Origin of the sequence: Rhodococcus sp. YH1 (assembly GCF_009939605.1) — a bacterium.
Classification (GTDB): domain Bacteria; phylum Actinomycetota; class Actinomycetes; order Mycobacteriales; family Mycobacteriaceae; genus Rhodococcus; species Rhodococcus aetherivorans.
Map to the genome: position 1 here is coordinate 1 of NZ_WVTE01000248.1, position 19,670 is coordinate 19,670.

Consider the following 19,670-nt stretch of genomic DNA (forward strand, 5'->3'; position numbering starts at 1 on the left):
GCGAGCTCGACCGCTTCGCGCAGCAGGTTCTCGGCACGGCGGCCCGTCCCGCGGTGATGCCCATGGACGCCTGGCGTGAGGGCGACAAGTTCGTCGTCGAGTTCGATCTGCCCGGCGTCGCCGAGGATTCGCTCGACCTCGACGTCGAACGGAACGTGCTGACGGTGCACGCAGAGCGGCCGGCACGCGACCAGAGTCAGGAGATGGTGGCTGCCGAGCGCCCGCGCGGAGTGTTCAGCCGGCAGCTGTTCCTCGGCGAGAACCTCGACACCGACAACATCGAGGCGACGTACGACGCCGGCGTGCTGAGGCTGACGATCCCGGTCGCGGAGAAGGCCAAGCCGCGCAAGATCGAGATCGCGGTAGGCGACAAGAAGGCGATCGACGGCTGATCCGTCCGAGGCGTGTCCCCGGGAGACGACCATGGACGAACTCGACCTGATTGCCGAACCGCCCGTCGGGCAGCCGCCCACCGTCGACGGCGTGGACCTCGAGCTGCTCCTGCTCGATCTCGAGCTGGAGATGCTCGAGTGGCCCCGGCCGCGACGACCGGTGGCGGACCCGAGGTGCCGGACCGCCGCGGTCCGTCGTCCGCGGGGCGCGGCGCGCACCGCGGGACCGCCGGGTCGAGCCGGGACGCGGGCTCCGGGGGAAGTGGTTGCCACGCAGCGCTCTCCTCCGGTCCGTACCGGATCGGCCCGCCGAAGCCACGTAGTAGCGAAAGGACGGTGATACGACATCGCAGCAGAGTCGCCAGGCGTTGACGTGCGTGCCGCCCGCCCGGACGGCAGCCACGAGGCGCTGAGCGGGGCACCGGCCCGGAGCCGGTGACCGGGCAGCGCACCGCCGGTATTCGGCACACACAGTGCGGGCCGCACCCGATCATCGCCGACGCCCGGCCACCCGCCGTTCGTACCCATCCACGAGGCGGGTGGCCGGGCGTTCGCTCCTGTCACGCGCCGTCACGCGGTTCGGCGTCGACAACGGAAGAGAAGGGCGGGGCCGTGTCCGGCAGGGAACCCGATCTCTACGCCGTGCTGGGCGTGCCCGGGTCTGCCGGGCAGGCGGAGATCACCGCGGCCTTCCGTCGCAAGCTCCGCGAGCACCACCCCGACCTCCGCAGCCCGGATGTCCCTTTCGGTCCGGATCCGGACGAGCAGCTGCGCAGGATCGTCGCGGCCTACGCCGTCCTGCGCGATCCGCACCGCCGCGCGGAGTACGACCGGCGCCGTGCCGACACGGCCCCCCGGCCCTCCGCGCGGACCGTCCGGGTGACCGTGCGTCGCTCGGACCCGCCCCCCGCGGCGGATCCGCCCATCCGGGCCGGACCCGTCCGTCGCCACCGGTGACGGCGCCGCGCGGGCGCTTCCCCCGAGCGAATGTATCGCTCACTCGATCAGTCCGACAGCATGGTTCATTCGCTCGGGTCAGGCGTACGAGGTTCGTACTTGCCTCCGTAGGCGAGGGCCAGCAGGGTGCGCGCCCCGTACACCAGGGCTCGTTCGTCCAGTTCGAAGTCGGGCTTGTGGAGATCGTGTCGCGGACTCGTCCCGTCCCAGACTCCCAATCGCGCCATGGCCCCCGGGACGTGCTCGAGATACCACGCGAAGTCCTCGCCGCCGCTGGACTGCCCCGCCTCGGCCAGATTCTCCAGGCCCACCACGGATTCGATCGCGGCGAGCATCTCGGCGGTTGCCTCGGCGTCGTTGACCACCGGCGGCACGCCCTGCACGTAGTCCAGTTCGTGGTCCACCGCGTAGGGTGCGAGCAGTTCCGCGACGCTGCGCCGCACCAGCGGCTCGACCGTCGCCCACGTCCGATGCGACGCGCTGCGCAGCGTGCCCACCAGTTCACCGGACTCGGGGATGGCGTTGCCGACGTGGCCGGCGTGGATCCGGCCCCATGTCAGCACGGTGGCGGTGCGGGCGTCGAGGCGCCGATCGAGCACCGACGCCAGCCCGGTCACCAGCACGCCCGCCGCGTGGATCAGGTCGCCGGTCAGGTGCGGGCGGGCCGAGTGGCCGCCGGGGGAGGACAACCGCACCGTGAGAACGGCCCCGGACGAGGTGATCGGCCCGGCGCGGGTGGCGAGCTTGCCCGCCTCGAGCTGGGGGGCGCAGTGCAGGGCGAAGATCCGGGACACCCCGGCGAGGCCACCCGCGGCGACGACCTCGAGCGCACCACCGGGGGTGGTCTCCTCGCCGGGCTGGAAGATCAACCGCACCCGCTGCGGGGGCGGATCCGCCGCGAGCACGGCGGCCGCCTCCAGCAGCATCGCGGTGTGGGCGTCGTGCCCGCACGCGTGGCACACGCCCTCCACGGTCGACGCGTACGGCAACCCGGTGGTCTCGGTCAGCGGCAACGCGTCGAGGTCGGCCCGCAACCCGATGCATCCGGTGGTGTCCGGGCCGACGTCGCACCACAGGCCGGTGCCGCCGGGCAGCGTCACCGGGTCCAGCCCGAGCGAGACGAGCTGATCGCGCACCAGCGCGGTGGTCCGGAACTCCGCGAACGACAGCTCCGGGTGGGCATGCAGGTCCCGTCGCCAGGCGACGAGGCGGTCGTGGTCGATCCTCATCCGTCGAGAACTCCGTCGGTTCGGTGACATCTACGGGCCGGCCGTACCGAGCCGGCTCGTCAGCCAGTTCACCATGGCCTCGGCGAGCACGTCCCTGTTCTCGCGTTTGACGATGTCGTGGCCCTCGTCGTCGAACAGGAGGAACTCGGCGATCCCACCCCGGTCGCGTACCGCGGCGACGATCTGCTCCGACTCGCTGACCGGCACGTTGGTGTCGTGCGCCCCGTGCACCACGAGCAGGGGTGCCCGCAGTTCCGCGATCCGATGGATGGGGGAGAGCTCGCGCAGCAGTTCCCGGTCGTGCACCGGATGCCCGTACTTGGGGTAGGCCGCCGCCGCGATCCACGGCTCGGTGTTGGCGTAGAAACTCTCGAGGTCGCTCATCCCGCAGATCGCTATCCCGGCGGCGAACAACTCGGCGTGGAAGGTCAGCGATGCCAGCGTCAGGTAGCCGCCGTACGATCTGCCCGCGCACGCCACCCGGGCGGGATCGGCGATGCCGTGGTCGACGAGGTACTGCACGCAGTCGGCCACGTCGTCGATCCCGGCGAACCGCCCGTAGCGGTCGTCGGCGTGCATGAACGTCCGCCCGAAACCGCCGGACCCGCGCACGTTCGTCCCGAAGACCGTGAATCCCGCCGCCACGATCGCCGGGTAGTAGTCGCTGTATCCGGGCCGTTCCTGGGCTTCCGGTCCGCCGTGGAAGTACAGCAGCACCGGGCCCGGGCCGCTGCCCTGCGCCCGATACAGCCAACCCGAGAGCGGCGTCCCGTCCCGTGCCGGGAACTCGAGCAGCGTCGGCAGATCGTCGTCGTCCATCCGGGTCCGCGCGGCCTCCGCGGGGCCCCACTCCCCGGTCCGCGGATCGACGATCTCCACCGAAGGCGGCATTCCGGGACCCTGCACGGTCACCGCCAGCAGCGAGCCGTCCGCGCTGATGCTCAGTTCGGACGCCACCAGTCCGGGCAACCCGAGGGGGTCGTCGAGCGAGCCGTCCGCCAGGTGCAGGATCTGCAACTGGCTCAGACCCTTGTGGTTCCACAGCAGGGCTACCGTGCTGTGGTCGTCGCTCACGGCGAACTCGTCGAGATCGCCGTCCTCCCGCTCGGCCAGCACCCGGTACGACACGCCCTCCGACGACACCGCCACGCCCAGCAGCCGCGCGAACTCCGCGCCGTTGTCGCTGCGCACCAGCGACCGCAGATATCTCTCCGGTTCGCCGTCGCTGGACGCCCACGGCGAACGAAGCTGGTCCACCACGCCGAGCAGCCGATGGTCGTCGAGAATGACCCCGGCGTCCGTGGTGGAACCGACGTCGTTGGGCAGCAGCGCAATCCGCGTGCCGTCCTCGTGCAGCAGCAGCAACTCCCGGTGGCCGCGTGGACCGACCCGCAGCAGCGCCGACCCCGACCACGCGTCGACGAGGTGACCGCCGACGCGGCGATCGAGCACCACGGTGTCCTGGGTGTGCGGGTCCACCAGCCGGGATTCCGCCACCCCCTCCTCGTCGGTGGCGACCGTCGCCACCCGGTTCCCGTCCCACCCGACGACTTCCGTCGAGGAGTCCCCGGCCGACCCGAGGCGGCGGGCGCCGCGGTCGTCGGGGTCGGTGCTCACCACCCATACCTGGGTGCGCGTACCGGCGTCGGGCGCCACCTCGCACGCCAGCCAACGGCCGTCCGCCGAGTGCATGATCCGGGTGACCGGCCCGTCCACCGGCAACTCGACCCACCGCGCCGCGCTCGTGGCGCGGCCGGACAGGAACCGCTGCACCGCACGGGGATAGCCGCCGTCGTCGACGAGATGAGCGATCGCCGTGCCGTCCGGCGCGACCGACGCACCCGACGTGAAGCGGATGTGGCGCGGCTGTGCCGCCGCGGCGGTCGTCGCGGCATCCGGTGTTCGCGCCACCGGGGTCGTCTCCGTCTCGCCGCTCACAGCTGTTCCATTTCCTGGAGCCACATTTCCAGCAGGGCCACCTGCCACAGGGCGTTCGCCCCGAGGGTGGTGCGATGCCGGTTCGGGTCGGCGAGCAGCGCGTCGAGTGCTTCGGGCCGGTACAGCCCGCGGTCGCGGGCGCTCCGGCTGTGCAACGCATCGCGCACCAGGGTCAGTACGTCCCCGTCGAGGTGCCGGATGCCCGGCACCGGGAAGTAGCCCTTGGTCCGGTCGATGATCTCCGCCGGCAGGTGCTTGCGGCTCGCCTCCTTGAGGACGCCCTTGCCGCCGGAGGCCAGCTTCAGTTCGGGCGGGCAGGTCGCGGCCAGTTCGACGAAGTCGTGGTCGAGGAACGGCACCCGCCCCTCGAGGCCCCACGCCATCGTCATCGTGTCGACCCGCTTGACCGGGTCTTCGATCAGCATGACCGTCGTGTCGAGACGCAGCGCCGCATCGACCGCCGTCGCCGCCCCCGCCGCGGCGTGCTGCTCGGCCAGGAACTCGCCACTCGCGTCGTGATCGAGGGAGTACCGAGGGTCGAGCAGCGCGACGATGTCGGCGTGGGTACGGTCGGCGAACACCTTCGCGTACGCCTCGGCGGACCGTTCCCGGGCCACCTCCGTCAGCGGCGGATACCAGTCGTAGCCGGCGAGGATCTCGTCGGCGCCCTGCCCGGACTGCACCACCTTCACCGACTTGCTCACCTCCTCCGACAGCAGGTAGAACGCCACGCAGTCGTGGCTGACCATCGGCTCGCTCATCGCCGCCACGGTCTTCGGCACCGCCGGCAACAGCCGGGACGAGTCGATGTGGATCTTGTGATGGACGGTGCCGAACCTCCGCGCCACGAGATCGGAGTAGACATACTCGTCCCCGGATTCGCCACCGGCCGGATCGAATCCGATGCTGAACGTGGCCAGGTCTCGCTGGCCCTGCTCCGCGAGCAACGCCACGACCAGGCTCGAGTCGATGCCTCCCGAGAGCAGCACCCCCACCGGCACGTCGGCGACCATTCGCCGGCTCACCGCGGTCCGCAGCGAATCCAGCAGTGCTTCCTGCCAATCCACGGCCGTCCACGTCGTCCGCGCGGGGTCCCGCGTGAATGCGGGCTCCCAATAGCGGTGCTCGGTGCTGCCACCGTCGGGCTCGATCACCCGCACGGTCGCCGGCGGCAGCTTCCGGATCCCCCGCAGCATCGTGTGCGGTGCGGGCACCACCGAGTGGAAGCTCAGGTAGTGGTGCAGCGCGACGCGATCGACGGTGGTGTCGACCTCGCCGGCGCGGAGCAACGCCGGCACGGTGGAGGCGAAGCGCAACCGTCCCGGGCCCTCCGCCAGATAGAGCGGCTTGATGCCGAGCCGGTCGCGGGCCAGGGTCACCGCGCCGGTGTCGGTGTTGTGCACGGCGAATGCGAACATGCCCTTGAAGTGCTGCACGCATTCCGCGCCCCAACGGTGGAAGCTCTTGAGCACCACCTCGCTGTCCGCCGTCGAGAAGAACCGGTAGCCGGCCCCCTCCAGTTCCGAGCGCAGCTCCCGGTAGTTGTAGATGCACCCGTTGAAGACCAGTGCCAACCCGAGCTCACTGTCGATCATCGGCTGGCTGCCGCGCGCCGACAGGTCGATGATCGTCAGCCGCCGATGCCCGAACGCCACCGATCCGCGCGCGTGGAGGCCGGCCGCATCGGGGCCCCGGGCGCTCATGGCGTCGGTCATCCGCCCGACCGCGGCCACGTCCGGGGGAGCCCCGTCGAAGCGCATCTCCCCACACACACCGCACATCGTGCTCTCCTTCCGGCTCACGCCCTCCGGTTATTCGTCGCTGCCCGCGCCGCGTGGGGGACCGAGCACCCAGGTGTCCTTCCCCCCGCCGCCCCGGGACGAATTGACGACCATGCTCCCGATGGGGGCCACCCGGGTCAGCGCCGCCGGAGCGACGTGGGCACGCACCGACGGCCCCTCGGCCCGAAGATGAACGAATGCGCGCAGGTCGATATGGTGCGGAAACAGGCCGCTCCCGTCGAACGTCGGATGCGTCGACAACGGCACGACCTCCTGCGCGACGTATCGCTCCGGGTGGGTGAGCAGGTCCCGACGCCGCTCCAGCAGTTCGTGTCGCGACGCTTCCGGGCCGATGGTGATTCCGGCGCCGCCGAACCCGTCGATCGGCTTGACCACCAGCTCCGCCAACCGGTCGAGGACGTAGTCGCGTTGCTCACGCTCGGCGCACACCCACGTGGGTACCTGCTCGAGGATCGGCTTCTCGCCGAGGTAGTACTCGATCATTGCCGGCACATACGAATAGACGGCCTTGTCGTCCCCGACCCCGTTCCCCAGGGCGTTGGCGATCGTCACGTTGCCGACCTGCAGCGCGGCCCGAAGCCCCCTGCGCAGCGGGTGCCCGTCGTGCCCGATCGAGGACAGCAGCATGTCCTCGTCGAGGCGGACGTACAGCACGTCCACTCGCGTGGCCTCGCGGCCCCGGTGTCGGTACACGACGTCGTCGCGTACCGACAGTTCCCCGGTCAGCACGAGGGGCAGTCCGGACTTCTCGGCGAGCAACCGGTGCTCGAACCATGCCGAGTCCTTCCACCCGGCGCTGAGCAGCGCCACGGAGACGTCCGGTCCCGCGGCCGCGGCGGGCGCCGCCGCCTGCAGCGTCTGCCGCGTCATCTCCGGCATCGAGTCCACGGACATCACGTCGGCCGGCATGCCGAGGGCCCCGAGGAACCGGGTCGTCATCGCGCGATGCGCCATCGCATACCCCACGCCCGACGGCACCCGCAGGTTGTCCTCGAGCACCACGAAGTCGCCCGGGCCCGTGCTGACGAGGTCGATCCCGCAGATGTGGGCGCGCACCGGGGGATTTGCTGCGGCGGCCCCGGTGGCCCGATAGCCCGGGGCACGGTCGAGCAACTCGGAGGGAATCACCCCGTCCCGCACCGCGGCCTGCTCGCCGTAGATGTCGCCGAGGAAGGCGTTGAGGGCCAGGGCGCGTTGCTGCAAACCCGGGACCAGGTGCGACCATTCGGTGTGCGGGACGATGCGCGGGACGATGTCCATGGGAAAGACCTGGGCACGATCCTCGCCGCTCACCCGGAACGTCACGCCGTCGACGCTCTGTTCCCGGTCGATGGACTCCTGGATGCGGCGCAGTTCGGCCGCACCGACCCGCGCCACCGCGGCCAGGACCGCCTCGTACTCGCGACGTGGACGCCCGCCGACCTCGACGGCCTCGTCGTACCGGTCGTCCACGTCGCCCGCTCGCAGCGGAACGTAGCCGTGGAGCAGGGTTGCACCGGGATCGGCGATCTCCGGCACCGCGCGCACGCGCCCCGCGGTTTCGTCGAGAAGCAGATCCACCACGTCGGTCAGGCGGCCCCGTCGGCGCAGCACCCGCCGCTGGCGGGCGGCCGAACTGCCGACCTGCAGGGCGGTCTCCGCGAGCTCCGACACCAGGGCCCAGTCGTCGTTCCCCTCGAGCTGGGGCCGGAGCGACCGGATCAGTCCGTCGACGATCTCCCGTGCCGGCCGCGGGGTGGCCGACTGCACGTCGACCAGAGGACCCTCGAGGCCGGAGCGCGAGGCGCGCCACATGGCGGCGCGCACCAGGGTCGGCGAGACGTCGAGCCCCGGGACACCGGCCCGAAGGTCGGTCACCTCCCGATCGACCAGGGCGCGGAACAGCCCGGCTATCAGCGTGATCGTGTCCACCGACGGGCAGCTGTCGCACACGCGCAGCTCGAGGGTCGGATACCGGTCCGACGGGCGGAGATCGAAGTACACCATGCCCGGGTCGGTGATCACGCCGGTCGAGACCAGGTCCGCGATGAGCTTGTCGTACTCGGCGGCCGACGACACCGGCGCGGCCGGCCCGGTACTCGGCCACCGGATCCACACCAGGTTGCGGACGCTGGCATATCCGGTGTCCGTGCCGTCGGCCCAGAACGGCGAGCTCGCGCTCAGGGCGAGGAAGATCGGCAGGAACGGGGCGACCCGATTGGCGACCTGCACCGCCTCGTCCCGGTCGGGAATGTCCACGTGCACCTGGGTGCCGCAGATCAGCTGCTCGCGGGCCAGGAGCTGGTAGTCGGCCAGCATGCGGCGATACCGCGGCGTCTCGGTGACCTGCATCTCCGCGGGCACGGCCAGTGGGACCGCGCCCGCGGCGGCGATGCCGAGGCCGAGCTCGGCGGCGGTGTCGACGAGAACGGACCGGCGGTGCACCAGATCTGCGCGGAGACCCGCGAGATCCGGAAACACGCCGCTGTTGACCTCGACGACGCAGCGCTGCAGTTCCTCGACGTAGACGTCGCCGGGCAGGCGCGCGAGCAGTTCCGGGGCGCGCGGCGTGAGACGGCGGGTCTTCGCGTCGATGAGGTGGAATTCCTCCTCGACACCAAGCTTGCGGGCACCGCCACCGAACATGCGTTTACACGCTACGCGGCCCGGATCGTCCTCGCAGAAGGAAACCGCGGGTCACGGACACCAGCGTGGCCGTCGACCGTGTCCCCGCCCCGCGCGCCGGGGCGGGGGACTCGGAATCACCAGTCGTCGCCGGCCCCGATCACCGGGGCGGTCGCCGGCGGCACCTCGCCGATCACGGCGGTGGTGTTCGCCGCGGTCACCAGGATCGTCGGACGCGCCCGTCGCGGAGCGTCCTCGTCGGCGCGTCCGGTGCCCGGGACGGCGGCGGGGAGGGGATGACGTGCGGCCGCAGCTGCGGCCGTCACCGGAGCGGACGTGGGCGGTCGCGGGCCCGACGGCGTGCCGGTGAGACCCCCGCCCGCGGTCCCCAGCGCCACGGCGCCTCCCGCGCCCAGCGCCACGGCGCTTCCGGCGCCCGGTGCAACGGCGCCTCCGGCGCCCGGTGCCACGGCGCCGGTGCTCACCGGTGCGGTCGCGGCGGTCATCGTGGGGCCGGCGGTGACGGTGCCACCCCCGAACGCCGCGGCGTGCGTCTGCGCGGGAAGGTCGTCGGACACACCGACCGCGCCGGCGACGGTGTCCACGGCTCCCGTGGCCGCCGCTGCGACGTCGTCCGCAGCCGGCAGGCCGGGCGCGGCGACGGGGGCGGGCACGGCGATGGGTGCGGCGAGGGCGTTCATCGCCGTGGTGTAGCCGAGAAGCTCACCGCGGGTGCGCGCGACCACCGCCAGTGCCGCGGATACATGCTCGGCGGCGGCGGTGAGCAGCGCGATCTGACCCGGCGGCGTCAGCGCGACGGGCGCGGTCGCGGTGGCGAAGGCCAGGAAGGACTGGGCGATCCCGCCGAGTTCGACGTTGCCCCGCTCGACACTCGCGGTGGCGGCGCGCGTGACGGCCCCGATCTCGTCGCCCCGTTCGCTCAGCTCGACCGCGGTGACCTGGGCCTGGCGACCCTTGTCGAGCGCCGCCTCGGCGGGTGCGCCCTCCCACGAGTCCGGCAGCGCGTGCAGTGCCGTGCGGGCCAGCGACGCCGCGCCGTCGAGCATCCGCGACGACTGCTGCAGGACCGCCGACGGGTCGAGCGCGTCGACGATGCCGGTACCGAACAGGTCGCCGAGGTCGCGCAGTGGACGCAGCATTTCGTCGATTCCCGGCACTGCCGGAACCGGAAGAGACTGCAGCACTTCGGTTATCGCGTCGAGCTCGGGCTCGGGCGACCACGTCGGCGGGGCCGGCGGCGCGGGCAGCGGCAGGTCGAGGGCCGGGCCGGCGGGGGACGCGCGCAGCGCGTCGAGAACGGTGGGCGAGGCGACCGGCGTCTCCTGTGCGATCATCGCGCGCCCCCGAGTCCCGCGGCGACCGCGGCGTCGAGCGCCTCGTACCGGGCGGCGGCGTCGTGCGCGGCGACACCGCCGGACGCGTAGACGTATGCCAGCTGCGCGACGGTGCGGGTGTGCGCACCCTGTGTGACGGCGAACGCCGCGACGAAGTCCGCGCCGATCAGGCCCATGGCGGGGCTCAGCGACGAGACGTTGGCCTGCAGATCCATCGCGCCCGCGCGGGCGACCTCCTCCGCGGCGCGCAGGGATGTGCTGCCGAAGGCCCGGACCCCGTCGGGTACGACACGGACGCCGCCTCCCGTCGAGAACGAGCCGACAGCGTCGAGTAAACCGCTCATGATGACCCCCCAATCAGATTCGCGTGGGCAGCACTCTAACTCGAGTCGGCGACACGGGCGACGAGCGTGCGGGCGACGTCGCGCACGGGCTCTGCGGGCGCGGTGAATCCGAGCACGCGCAGCGCCGCCTCCGCCAGCACGTCGGGCAGGTCGGCGACGGCGTCCGTGCCCCGGTCCGCGCGGATGTTGATGGCGGATTCGACCAGCCGGAACGGCAGATCGGCGCGCGGGTCGTCGGCGTCCGCGCCGGCGCCGAGGCGGTCGAGGACGGCGACCGTGAGCCGCCGGTAGCACTCGCGCAGACCGGTCCGGGCGGTGTGGAACTGTGCGAAGCGCTCGGTGCGCACCTCCGGAAGCAGGTATAGCGCACCGAGATTCCAGCGTCCCGCGACGAGCTGCGCGGTGTCGAACAGCGCCAGGGCGTACAGCCGCGCCTCGGCGGGCGCGTCGTCGCCGAGGCGCTCGCAGAACGACAGGGTGGGGGCGACGGTCTGCTCGAGCAGCGCCGCGAGGATGTCGTCCTTGGTGGCGAAGTGGTTGTACAGGGAGGCCTGCCGGACGCCGACCGCCTCGGCCACGAGCCGCGTCGAGGTCGACGCGAATCCACGGGTGGTGAACAGTTCTGCTGCGGCGTCGAGAATTTCGGCGCGCGCGGTGGAACCGGGCCGGCGTGGCCGGTGCAGTCGGGGGCGTCCGGGACGGGCGTGGGTCACGTCCTCGACGATGGCACAGATCGGACGGTGACAGCGCCCCGGGCGGGCGGTGAGCAGACCGTCACACGGAGGAAACGTCGGTCACGAACTCGTTACGCCGCGGTCATTCGGACAAGACGTGACCTCGCGAAAACTGTCACTCGACAGTTTTTCGACGGTCACCCGGCCGCCGCCACCGCGCACAGAAACGGACACCGCCATGAGCCTGACGCTCACCCGGCCGGCTGCCGCTGCACCGACCGCCTCGCACCAGGACGCGGGCGACCTGGGCGAATTCGGCTACCAGCAGCAGCTGCACCGCAACCTCGGCAAGTTCGCCTCCTTCGCCGCCGGCTTCTCGTTCGTCTCCATCCTGACGACCATCTTCCAGCTGTTCGGCCTCGGCTTCGGCTTCGGCGGCCCCGCCTTCTTCTGGACGTGGGTGGTGGTCTTCGCCGGTCAGTTCATGGTCGCCCTGAACTTCGCCGAACTCGCGGCGCGCTATCCGATCTCCGGGGCGATCTATCAATGGGCCCGCCGGATGGGCGGCGAGGTGGTCGGCTGGTTCGCCGGCTGGTTCATGATCCTCGCCCAGATGGTCACCGCCTCGGCCGCCGCGATCGCCCTGCAGGTGGTCCTGCCGAACATCTGGAGCGGATTCCAGATCATCGGCGACGACCCGTCGCTGACCTCCTCCTCCGGCGCCGCCAATGCCGTCCTGCTCGGCTCGGTGCTGCTCGTGCTCACCACGATCATCAACAGCATCGGCGTGAACTGGATGTCGCGGATCAACAGCATCGGCGTCACCTGCGAGATCGTCGGTGTCGTCGCCGTGATCGGCATGTTCTTCACCCACGCCGTCCGCGGCCCGCAGGTCGTCCTCGACACCGGCGTCACCGGGGAGGCCCCCGGCTACGGCTGGGCGTGGATCGTCTCGGGCCTCATGGCCGCGTACGTCATGGTCGGCTTCGGCTCGGCCGGCGAACTCGCCGAGGAGACCCGCAACCCGCGGCGCGTCGCACCCCGCACCATCCGCCTCGCCCTGTCGGTCTCCGCCCTCGGCGGCGGCCTGATGATCCTCGGCGCCCTCATGGCCGCCCCCAGCCTCACCGACGGCCGCCTCGCCGCCGAGGGCCTGCCCTACGTGCTCGGCGCCATCCTGTCCTCACCGTGGGGCACGCTGCTCCTCGTCGACGTCGCCATCGCCGTGTTCATCTGCACCCTCGCCATCCAGACCGCCGCGTCGCGCCTGATCTTCTCGATGGCCCGCGACGAGCGCCTGCCCGCGTCGAAGATCCTCTCGCACGTCAACGCCCGCACCGGCACGCCCATCGCGCCGGCCGTGCTGATCGGCGTGGTGTGCATCGGCATCCTCGCGGTCAACATGGGCAACAGCGCGATCTTCGCGACCCTGTCGAGCGTGTGCATCGTGCTCATCTACCTCGCGTACCTGATGGTCACCGTGCCGCTGCTGCTGCGCCGGCTGCGCGGTTGGCCGCACGACGGCACGGCGACCGACGCCGACGGCGACCCGCTGTTCTCCCTCGGCCGATGGGGCCTGCCCGTCAACGCCCTCGCCGTCGCGTACGGCCTGCTGATGGTGATCAACCTGTCCTGGCCGCGCGCCGAGATCTTCAACCCGGACGGCACCATGCCGCTGCTGCAGTGGGCCGCACCGCTCACCGTCGCCGCCGTCGTCGCTCTGGGCGCCCTGTGCTTCCCGCGCCGCGCCGCGCACCCGAACCCCGTCACGATCGGAGCCTGAGATGACCGGCGTCCTCGACACCGCCACCACCCACGCCGCCAAGGCGCACGCCCGCGCGCAGGCCGGCACCGTCACCGACGGCATGCCCACCGTGCCCGCCACCGCGTACCCCACCCCGCCCGGCGGCCGCACCGCCGCCATGACCTGGGCGGAGACCGTGCCCGGCGGCCGTTACACCGGCAAGGTCCTCGCCCGCGGCACCCGGCTGCGGCTGCGTGACATCGACGGCGCCGCCTGCGCCCACCTGCTGCTCTTCCGCGCCGACGCCCCGCACGAGCGGCTCAACGTCGCCGACACCGTCAAGGTGCCGTGGCAGGCCTACCTCGGCGTCGGGCACCCGCTGCTGTCGGACCAGGGCCGGGTGCTCGCCACCGTCGTCGCCGACACCTCCGGCCGCCACGACGCCCTGTGCGGCACCACGAACCTCGCCGGGAACACGGCGAAATACGGGGCGGGCAGCCTGCATTCGCACGCCCCCGCCGGGCGGGAGCTGTTCACCGTCGCCGCCGCGAAGCACGGCCTCGCCCCGCGCGACCTGCCGCCGTCCCTGTCGTTCTTCCACGGCGTGCGCGTCGCGGCCGACGGGGCCCTGACCAGCACCGGCACCGCCGGCGCCGGAGCCTGCGTCGAGCTGCTGATCCACCTGCCGGTGATCGCACTCATCGCCAACACCGCCCACCCCCTCGACCCGGCACCCGGGTTCCCCACCACCACCCTCGAGGTGCTCGCCTGGCACGCCCCGCGTGACCTCGACACCCTGCCGAACACGGACCCCGAATACCGGCGCGCCGTCCTCAACACCGAGGACGCCTGGACTGCCGCCACCGGAACGGAGCACTGATCATGACCTCGACCCTCGACCTGCCGGCGCTCGTCCCCGGGACCGTGATCCGCGACGAGATCGCCGGCGCCCGCGGACCGTGGTCGGCCGTCGTCGCCGCCGGCGATGTGCTCACCATCGTCGATCTGCACGGCAACCAGGCCGTCGACACCCTGATCTACGACGCCCACGACACCACCGTCCGCTACAGCGCCGCCGCCACCGTCGCCGCGCAGGGCAACCTGTTCCTCACCGCCGGCTCGGTGCTGCGCGCCGCCGACGGCGAGGAACTGATGACCCTCGTCGCCGACGAGGTCGGCAACCACGACACCGTCGGCGGCGCCTGCTCGCAGGAGTCGAACACCCTGCGCTACGGCCACCACACCAAGCACCAGCACGCCTGCGTCGAGAACTTCCTCGTCGAGGGTGCCCGGTGGGGCCTGGGCAAACGCGACCTGGTGTCCAACATCAACTTCTTCATGAACGTGCCCGTCGACCCCGACGGCACCCTCGGCATCGTCGACGGACTCTCCGCGCCCGGCAAGCGCCTCGCACTGCGCGCCGACCGCGACGTGCTCGTCCTCGTCTCCAACTGCCCGCAGATCAACAATCCGTGCAACGGTTTCGACCCCACCACGGTGCGGATGATCGTCACCCGACCGGAGGCCCGACCGTCATGACCACCAAGATCACCGTCGACCGTCCCGGCATGCTCACCACGGTGCAGGACTATCCGGGCCGCACCGGGTACTGGCAGATCGGGGTCCCGCCCTCCGGCCCGATGGACGACCTGTCGTTCCGACTCGGCAACGCCGCACTCGGCAACCCCGAGGGCGCGGCCGGCCTCGAATCCACCAGGGCCGGGCCGGCCCTGCGCTTCACCGATGCCACCGAGGTGTGCGTCACCGGCGCCCCGGCGACCGTGACGGTGAACGGCACGGTGGTCCCGCAGTGGCGTCCCGTCACCGTCCCCGCCGGCGGCGTGCTCGACGTCGGCGCCGTCGCCGGCCCCGGCCTGCGCGTGTACGTACTCGTCGGCGGCGGACTCGACGTCCCCGAATTCCTCGGCAGCGCAGCCACCTTCACCCTCGGAAGGTTCGGCGGCCACGAGGGCCGCACCCTCACCGAGGGCGACGTGCTCGTCGTCGGGGAGGTCGCGACCGGCGCGGCCGTCCCGGTGCCGGCCGAACACGTGCCGGCCATGACCGCCCGCTGGGAGATCGCCGTCACCGAGGGCCCGCACGGCGCTCCGGAGTTCTTCACCCGCAGCGACATCGACACGCTCTACGCCACCGACTACGAGGTGCACTTCAACTCCGACCGCACCGGCGTGCGCCTGACCGGGCCGAAGCCGCAGTGGGCACGCACCGACGGCGGGGAGGCCGGCCTGCACCCGTCCAACATTCACGACAACGCGTACTCCGTCGGTGCGCTCGACTTCACCGGTGACACCCCCATCCTCCTCGGGCCGGACGGCCCGAGCCTGGGCGGATTCGTCTGTCCCGTCACCGTCGTCGCCGCGGACCGGTGGAAGCTCGGCCAGCTCGCGCCCGGGCACACGGTGCGGTTCGTGCCCGTCCGCGCCGAGCACGCCGCGTCGCGCCGCGCGCTCGGCGTCGCCCGTCGCGCCGGGCTGTCGCTGGTGGTCTCGCCCGGCGGCGACGGCGACGACGGCGTCCTCGCCCGCCGCGACGGCGACACCGCCGTCACCTACCGGCGCAGCGGCGACGACAACGTCCTGGTCGAATACGGTGACATGACGCTCGATCTCGCGCTGCGGGCCCGCGTGCACGCGCTGCACCGGCGGCTCGACACCGAACGCCCCGCGGGCCTGCTCGAACTCACCCCCGGCATCCGGTCGCTCCAGGTCAAGGTCGACCCCGACGTGCTGCCGGTGCCGACGCTGCTCGATCTGCTCGCCGAGGCCGAGGAGCAGCTCCCGGCGAGCGACGAGCTCGTGGTGCCGAGCCGGCGGGTGCGCCTGCCCCTGTCGTGGGACGACCCGGCCACCCGCGAGGCGATCCAGCGGTACATGCACGGGGTGCGGGCGGATGCGCCGTGGTGCCCGTGGAACATCGAGTTCATCCGCCGGATGAACGGCCTCGATTCGGTGAACGACGTGTTCGACACCGTCTTCGCCGCCGACTACATGGTGCTCGGTCTCGGCGACGTGTACCTCGGGGCGCCGGTCGCGACCCCGCTCGACCCGCGGCACCGGCTCGTGACGACCAAGTACAACCCGGCCCGCACGTGGACGCCGGAGAACGCCGTCGGCATCGGCGGGGCGTACCTGTGCATCTACGGCATGGAGGGCCCGGGTGGCTACCAGTTCGTCGGCCGCACGACCCAGGTGTGGAACCACCGCCACCCGCAGGCCGCGGGCCCGTTCGAGGCCGGCACACCGTGGCTGCTGCGCTTCTTCGACCGGATCTCCTGGTATCCCGTCGAACCGGAGGAGCTGATGGACCTGCGCGCCGACCTCGCGGCGGGCCGCGGCGGGGGAGTGGACATCACCGACGGCACGTTCTCCCTGGCCGAGCACCAGCGGTTCCTGGCCGGAAACGCCGCGTCGATCGACGCCTTCCAGCAGGTGCAGTCGGTGGCGTTCGCCGCCGAGCGCGCCCGCTGGGAGGCCGCGGGCGCGTAGCACCGGTGCGTCCTTCGGGCTGTTCCTGCCGCCCGAAGGACGCACCGGCGGCGCAGCCGCCTACACGACGGCGTCGGCCTCGATCTCGATGAACAGGCCCTTGTCGATGAGGCTCGAGACCTCGAGGATGGTGGAGGCCGGGCGGATCTCGCCGAACACCTCGCCGTGCACGAGCGCGGCCTCCTCCCATGTCGACATGTCGGTGAGGTACATGCGCGTGCGGATCACGTCCGTCAGCGAGGCGCCGGCCTCGCCGAGCGCGGCCTCGATGGTCTTCAGTGCGGCGCGCGTCTGGTCGGCGAGCGTGTCGCCGGCGCCGGTGGTGCCGGACACGGCGATCTGGTTGCCGATGCACACGGCGCGGGAGTAGCCGATCCTGGGCTCCCATTCGGAGCCGGACGAGATGTTCACACGGGTCATGGCCCGGAATTCTGTCAGGCCGCCCCCGCCGCCCCGCGCTTGACTGTCGTTAGCACGTATGTTCGACTGGCTGCATGCGGTGGGCGGCACAGACTCTCGACGTCGACGACGGCGCGCTCCCCGGCCTCGAACGGGCCGGGCTCGTCCGCAGCGTCCAGACCCCCGAGTTCGAGGGCATCACCTTCCACGAGGTGCTGTGCAAGAGCGCGCTCAACAAGACCCCCGAGGCGTCGAACCTGCCGTTCCGCTTCACCGTCAACACTTTTCGCGGCTGCTCGCACGCGTGCCGATACTGCTTCGCCCGACCGACCCACGAGTATCTCGACCTCGACGCGGGCCGCGACTTCGACAGCCGGATCGTGGTCAAGACCAACGTCGCGGCCGTGCTGCGCCGCGAACTCGCGCGACGGTCGTGGAAGCGCGAGCACGTCGCCCTGGGCGCCAATACCGACCCGTACCAGCGGGCCGAGGGCCGCTACCGGCTGATGCCCGGCGTCATCCGGGCCCTCGCCGAATCCGGCACCCCGTTCTCGATCCTGACCAAGGGCACGCTGCTGCGCCGCGACCTGCCGTTGCTCACCCTCGCCGCCGGGCAGGTCGACATCGGCGTCGCCGTCTCCCTCGCGATCGGCGAGCCCGACCTGCAGAAGCAGATCGAACCCGGCACCCCGTCGCCCAAGGCACGTCTGGACCTGATCCGGGCCGTCAGCGACGCCGGGCTGCCCTGCCACGTCATGGTCGCACCGGTCATCCCGTGCCTCACCGACTCCACCCGGCACCTCGACGATCTGCTCGGTGCGATCTCGGCGGCGGGGGCGACCGGCGTGACGGTGCTGCCGATGCATCTGCGCGGCGCCACCCGCGGCTGGTTCCTGTCGTGGCTGGGTCAGGAGCACCCCGCCCTGATCCGGCGGTACCGGCAGATCTACGGCCGCGGCGCGTACGTCTCACCGGAGTACAAGACGTGGTTGAAGGACCGCGTCGATCCGCTGGTGTCCCGCTACGGGCTCGGCGCGCGCGTGGCCGAGCACCGGCGCCCGGTCGCAGCGCCGCCGCGGCCGGCAGCCGAGTCGGCGGACCCCACCCTGTTCTGAGCGGCGCTGCGGAACTCGGGACACGACGTCGCCCCCCGGGGTGAGGCAGGTACCCGCGAGGGCGACACCGGCCGGTCGGTCAGGTGGTTTCCGGGACCACGTCGGCGACGCCGGCGTTCGCGTCCACCGGCGCAGCCGGAGCGGCACTGCGGCGCTGCCGGTACACGCCGACTCCGACGACGACGGCGGCGAGGGCCGAGGACGTCAGCATCTGGCTGCGCGTGCTCTCCAGGGCAATCATGCCGGCGCACAGCGCGACGATCGCCGCGATGGTGAACCAGGTGAGGTACGGGAAGAGCCACATCCTCGGCGACAGCTCCCGGCCCTGGGCCTCGAGCGAGCGGCGCATGCGCAGCTGGGACGCGGCAATGACGAGCCACACGAACAGGGCGATCGCTCCGGAGGAATTGACCAGGAACAGGAACACCGTCTCGGGGTAGAGGTAGTTCAGGCCCACGGTGAGGAAGCCGACCACGGTGGAGACGAGAACCGCGTTGCGGGGCACACCGGACCGCCCGATGGTGGCCAGCGACGGCGGGGCGTCACCGCGGCGCGACAGGGAGAAGATCATGCGGCTGGCGGTGTACAGGCCCGAGTTCAGGCACGAGAGCACCGACGTCAGCACGATGACGTCCATGATGGTGGCGGCCGCCGGGATGCCGAAGGAGTCGATGACCGCCACGTACGGGCTCAACGCCACCGAGGCGTCGTCCCACGGCAGCAGGGTGACGACGACGGCGATCGAGCCGATGTAGAAGATCAGGATCCGCCACACGACCGACCGCACCGCCTTGCGCACCGCCTCGGCCGGGTTGGCGGACTCGCCGGCGGCGATGGTCGCGATCTCGGCTCCGAAGAAGGAGAACACCACGACGAGGACCCCGGCGAGTACGGCACCTGTCCCGTTGGGGAAGAAGCCGCCGTGACCGGTGAGGTTGCTCAGTCCCGGCGCCTCGACGCCGGGCAGAAAGCCGCAGATCGCGAGGACGCCGAGCACGAGGAACGCCACGATCGCCGTGACCTTGATGGCGGCGAACCAGAACTCGAACTCGCCGAACGACTTCACCGACGCGATGTTGGTCAGCGTCAGCACGACCATGAGGACCAGCGCCCACGTCCACTGGGGCACGCCGGGAATCCAGCGGTTCATGATCACCGCACCGGCCGTCGCTTCGATGCCCAGGACGATGATCCAGAACCAGGCGTAGAGCCATCCGATGGAGAACCCGGCCCATCGGCCGATGGCCCGGTCGGCGTACGCCGAGAACGACCCCGTCTGCGGATTCGCCGCCGCCATCTCGCCGAGCATGCGCATGACGAGCACGACGACCACCCCGGCGAGTGCGTAGGCGACCAGCACCCCGGGACCGGTCTCCCGGATCGCAGCGCCCGAGCCGACGAACAAGCCTGCACCGATGACACCCGCGATCGCGATCATCGACAGGTGCCGCTTCTCGAGCGTGTGCCTCAGCTCGGGCTGATCGCTGTTCGACATGGGAACCCCTTCACAACCAGGTTTGGTATCGAGTGTGATGTACCTCTCGACCGCCTGAGTCTGAGGTTCCCGCTCCGCCGCTGTAATAGACACATCGGCGAGCCGTCGATCCCGAC

At 71.6% G+C, this 19,670-nt stretch carries 17 protein-coding genes; 8 read left to right on the forward strand and 9 right to left on the reverse strand.

The genetic code is table 11. The annotated features are described in order from the left end of the window. From AIIKEEIJ_RS23780 to AIIKEEIJ_RS23790, 3 genes are all read left to right on the forward strand, one after another. On the forward strand, positions 1 to 392 hold a 392-nt coding region (locus AIIKEEIJ_RS23780; RefSeq protein WP_161996710.1), incomplete at its 5' end, for an Hsp20 family protein. Positions 393 to 423: 31 nt separating this feature from the next. After that, complete coding sequence (locus AIIKEEIJ_RS23785) at positions 424 to 732, forward strand: hypothetical protein (protein ID WP_072635180.1); 309 nt, start codon at positions 424 to 426, stop codon at positions 730 to 732. A 272-nt stretch (positions 733 to 1,004) separates the two neighbouring features. Next, entirely contained in the window at positions 1,005 to 1,349 is a 345-nt protein-coding gene (locus tag AIIKEEIJ_RS23790) for a J domain-containing protein (protein ID WP_029543500.1), read from the forward strand. 65 nt (positions 1,350 to 1,414) lie between these two features. Here the strand turns inward: AIIKEEIJ_RS23790 and AIIKEEIJ_RS23795 are convergent, their stop codons facing one another. From AIIKEEIJ_RS23795 to AIIKEEIJ_RS23825, 7 genes are all read right to left on the reverse strand, one after another. Then, positions 1,415 to 2,578: an amidohydrolase gene (locus tag AIIKEEIJ_RS23795; RefSeq protein WP_161996711.1), complete on the reverse strand. Its 1,164-nt coding sequence runs from the start codon at positions 2,576 to 2,578 to the stop codon at positions 1,415 to 1,417. A 30-nt stretch (positions 2,579 to 2,608) separates the two neighbouring features. Continuing rightward, entirely contained in the window at positions 2,609 to 4,516 is a 1,908-nt protein-coding gene (locus AIIKEEIJ_RS23800) for a prolyl oligopeptidase family serine peptidase (RefSeq protein ID WP_161996712.1), read from the reverse strand. Beyond that, on the reverse strand, positions 4,513 to 6,297 hold the full coding sequence (locus AIIKEEIJ_RS23805) for an N-acetylglutaminylglutamine amidotransferase (protein WP_006930614.1): 1,785 nt from the start codon (positions 6,295 to 6,297) through the stop codon (positions 4,513 to 4,515). Before AIIKEEIJ_RS23805 ends, AIIKEEIJ_RS23800 begins: the two co-directional genes overlap by 4 nt. 30 nt (positions 6,298 to 6,327) lie before the next feature. Beyond that, positions 6,328 to 8,943, reverse strand: a complete 2,616-nt coding sequence (locus AIIKEEIJ_RS23810) for a glutamate--cysteine ligase (protein ID WP_161996713.1) — start codon at positions 8,941 to 8,943, stop codon at positions 6,328 to 6,330. A gap of 116 nt (positions 8,944 to 9,059) precedes the next feature. Further along, positions 9,060 to 10,277, reverse strand: a complete 1,218-nt coding sequence (locus tag AIIKEEIJ_RS23815; protein ID WP_006930617.1) for a hypothetical protein — start codon at positions 10,275 to 10,277, stop codon at positions 9,060 to 9,062. Next, on the reverse strand, positions 10,274 to 10,621 hold the full coding sequence (locus tag AIIKEEIJ_RS23820) for a type VII secretion target (protein ID WP_006930619.1): 348 nt from the start codon (positions 10,619 to 10,621) through the stop codon (positions 10,274 to 10,276). Before AIIKEEIJ_RS23820 ends, AIIKEEIJ_RS23815 begins: the two co-directional genes overlap by 4 nt. Before the next feature lie 35 nt (positions 10,622 to 10,656). Beyond that, complete coding sequence (locus AIIKEEIJ_RS23825) at positions 10,657 to 11,334, reverse strand: TetR/AcrR family transcriptional regulator (RefSeq protein ID WP_006930622.1); 678 nt, start codon at positions 11,332 to 11,334, stop codon at positions 10,657 to 10,659. Positions 11,335 to 11,533: 199 nt separating this feature from the next. On the opposite strand from AIIKEEIJ_RS23825, the gene AIIKEEIJ_RS23830 reads away from it, so the two are divergent. The 4 genes from AIIKEEIJ_RS23830 to AIIKEEIJ_RS23845 are packed head-to-tail and all read left to right on the forward strand — an operon-like array spanning position 11,534 to position 16,545. Beyond that, complete coding sequence (locus tag AIIKEEIJ_RS23830; protein ID WP_037200858.1) at positions 11,534 to 13,078, forward strand: amino acid permease; 1,545 nt, start codon at positions 11,534 to 11,536, stop codon at positions 13,076 to 13,078. A 1-nt stretch (position 13,079) separates the two neighbouring features. Then, positions 13,080 to 13,919 carry an urea amidolyase associated protein UAAP1 gene (locus AIIKEEIJ_RS23835; RefSeq protein ID WP_006930631.1) on the forward strand — a complete coding sequence of 280 codons (840 nt, stop codon included), beginning with the start codon at positions 13,080 to 13,082 and terminating at the stop codon, positions 13,917 to 13,919. 2 nt (positions 13,920 to 13,921) lie between these two features. Continuing rightward, entirely contained in the window at positions 13,922 to 14,578 is a 657-nt protein-coding gene (locus tag AIIKEEIJ_RS23840) for an urea amidolyase associated protein UAAP2 (protein ID WP_006930633.1), read from the forward strand. Further along, positions 14,575 to 16,545 (forward strand): 5-oxoprolinase/urea amidolyase family protein, encoded by a 1,971-nt coding sequence (locus AIIKEEIJ_RS23845; RefSeq protein WP_161996714.1) that lies wholly within the window; start codon positions 14,575 to 14,577, stop codon positions 16,543 to 16,545. The genes AIIKEEIJ_RS23840 and AIIKEEIJ_RS23845 overlap by 4 nt, the downstream gene beginning before the upstream one ends. 60 nt (positions 16,546 to 16,605) lie before the next feature. Here AIIKEEIJ_RS23845 and AIIKEEIJ_RS23850 read toward each other — a convergent pair whose 3' ends face one another. Then, positions 16,606 to 16,965 (reverse strand): Rid family hydrolase, encoded by a 360-nt coding sequence (locus AIIKEEIJ_RS23850; RefSeq protein WP_161996715.1) that lies wholly within the window; start codon positions 16,963 to 16,965, stop codon positions 16,606 to 16,608. A 74-nt stretch (positions 16,966 to 17,039) separates the two neighbouring features. On the opposite strand from AIIKEEIJ_RS23850, the gene AIIKEEIJ_RS23855 reads away from it, so the two are divergent. Further along, positions 17,040 to 18,059, forward strand: coding sequence for an Rv2578c family radical SAM protein (locus AIIKEEIJ_RS23855; RefSeq protein WP_161996716.1), 1,020 nt, complete (start codon positions 17,040 to 17,042; stop codon positions 18,057 to 18,059). 79 nt (positions 18,060 to 18,138) lie between these two features. On the opposite strand, the gene AIIKEEIJ_RS23860 is transcribed toward AIIKEEIJ_RS23855, so the two are convergent. Continuing rightward, the gene (locus tag AIIKEEIJ_RS23860; protein ID WP_043798112.1) at positions 18,139 to 19,554 is read right to left on the reverse strand and encodes an amino acid permease; all 1,416 of its coding nucleotides are present in this window, start codon (positions 19,552 to 19,554) and stop codon (positions 18,139 to 18,141) included. Between the last annotated feature and the right edge of the window lie 116 nt (positions 19,555 to 19,670).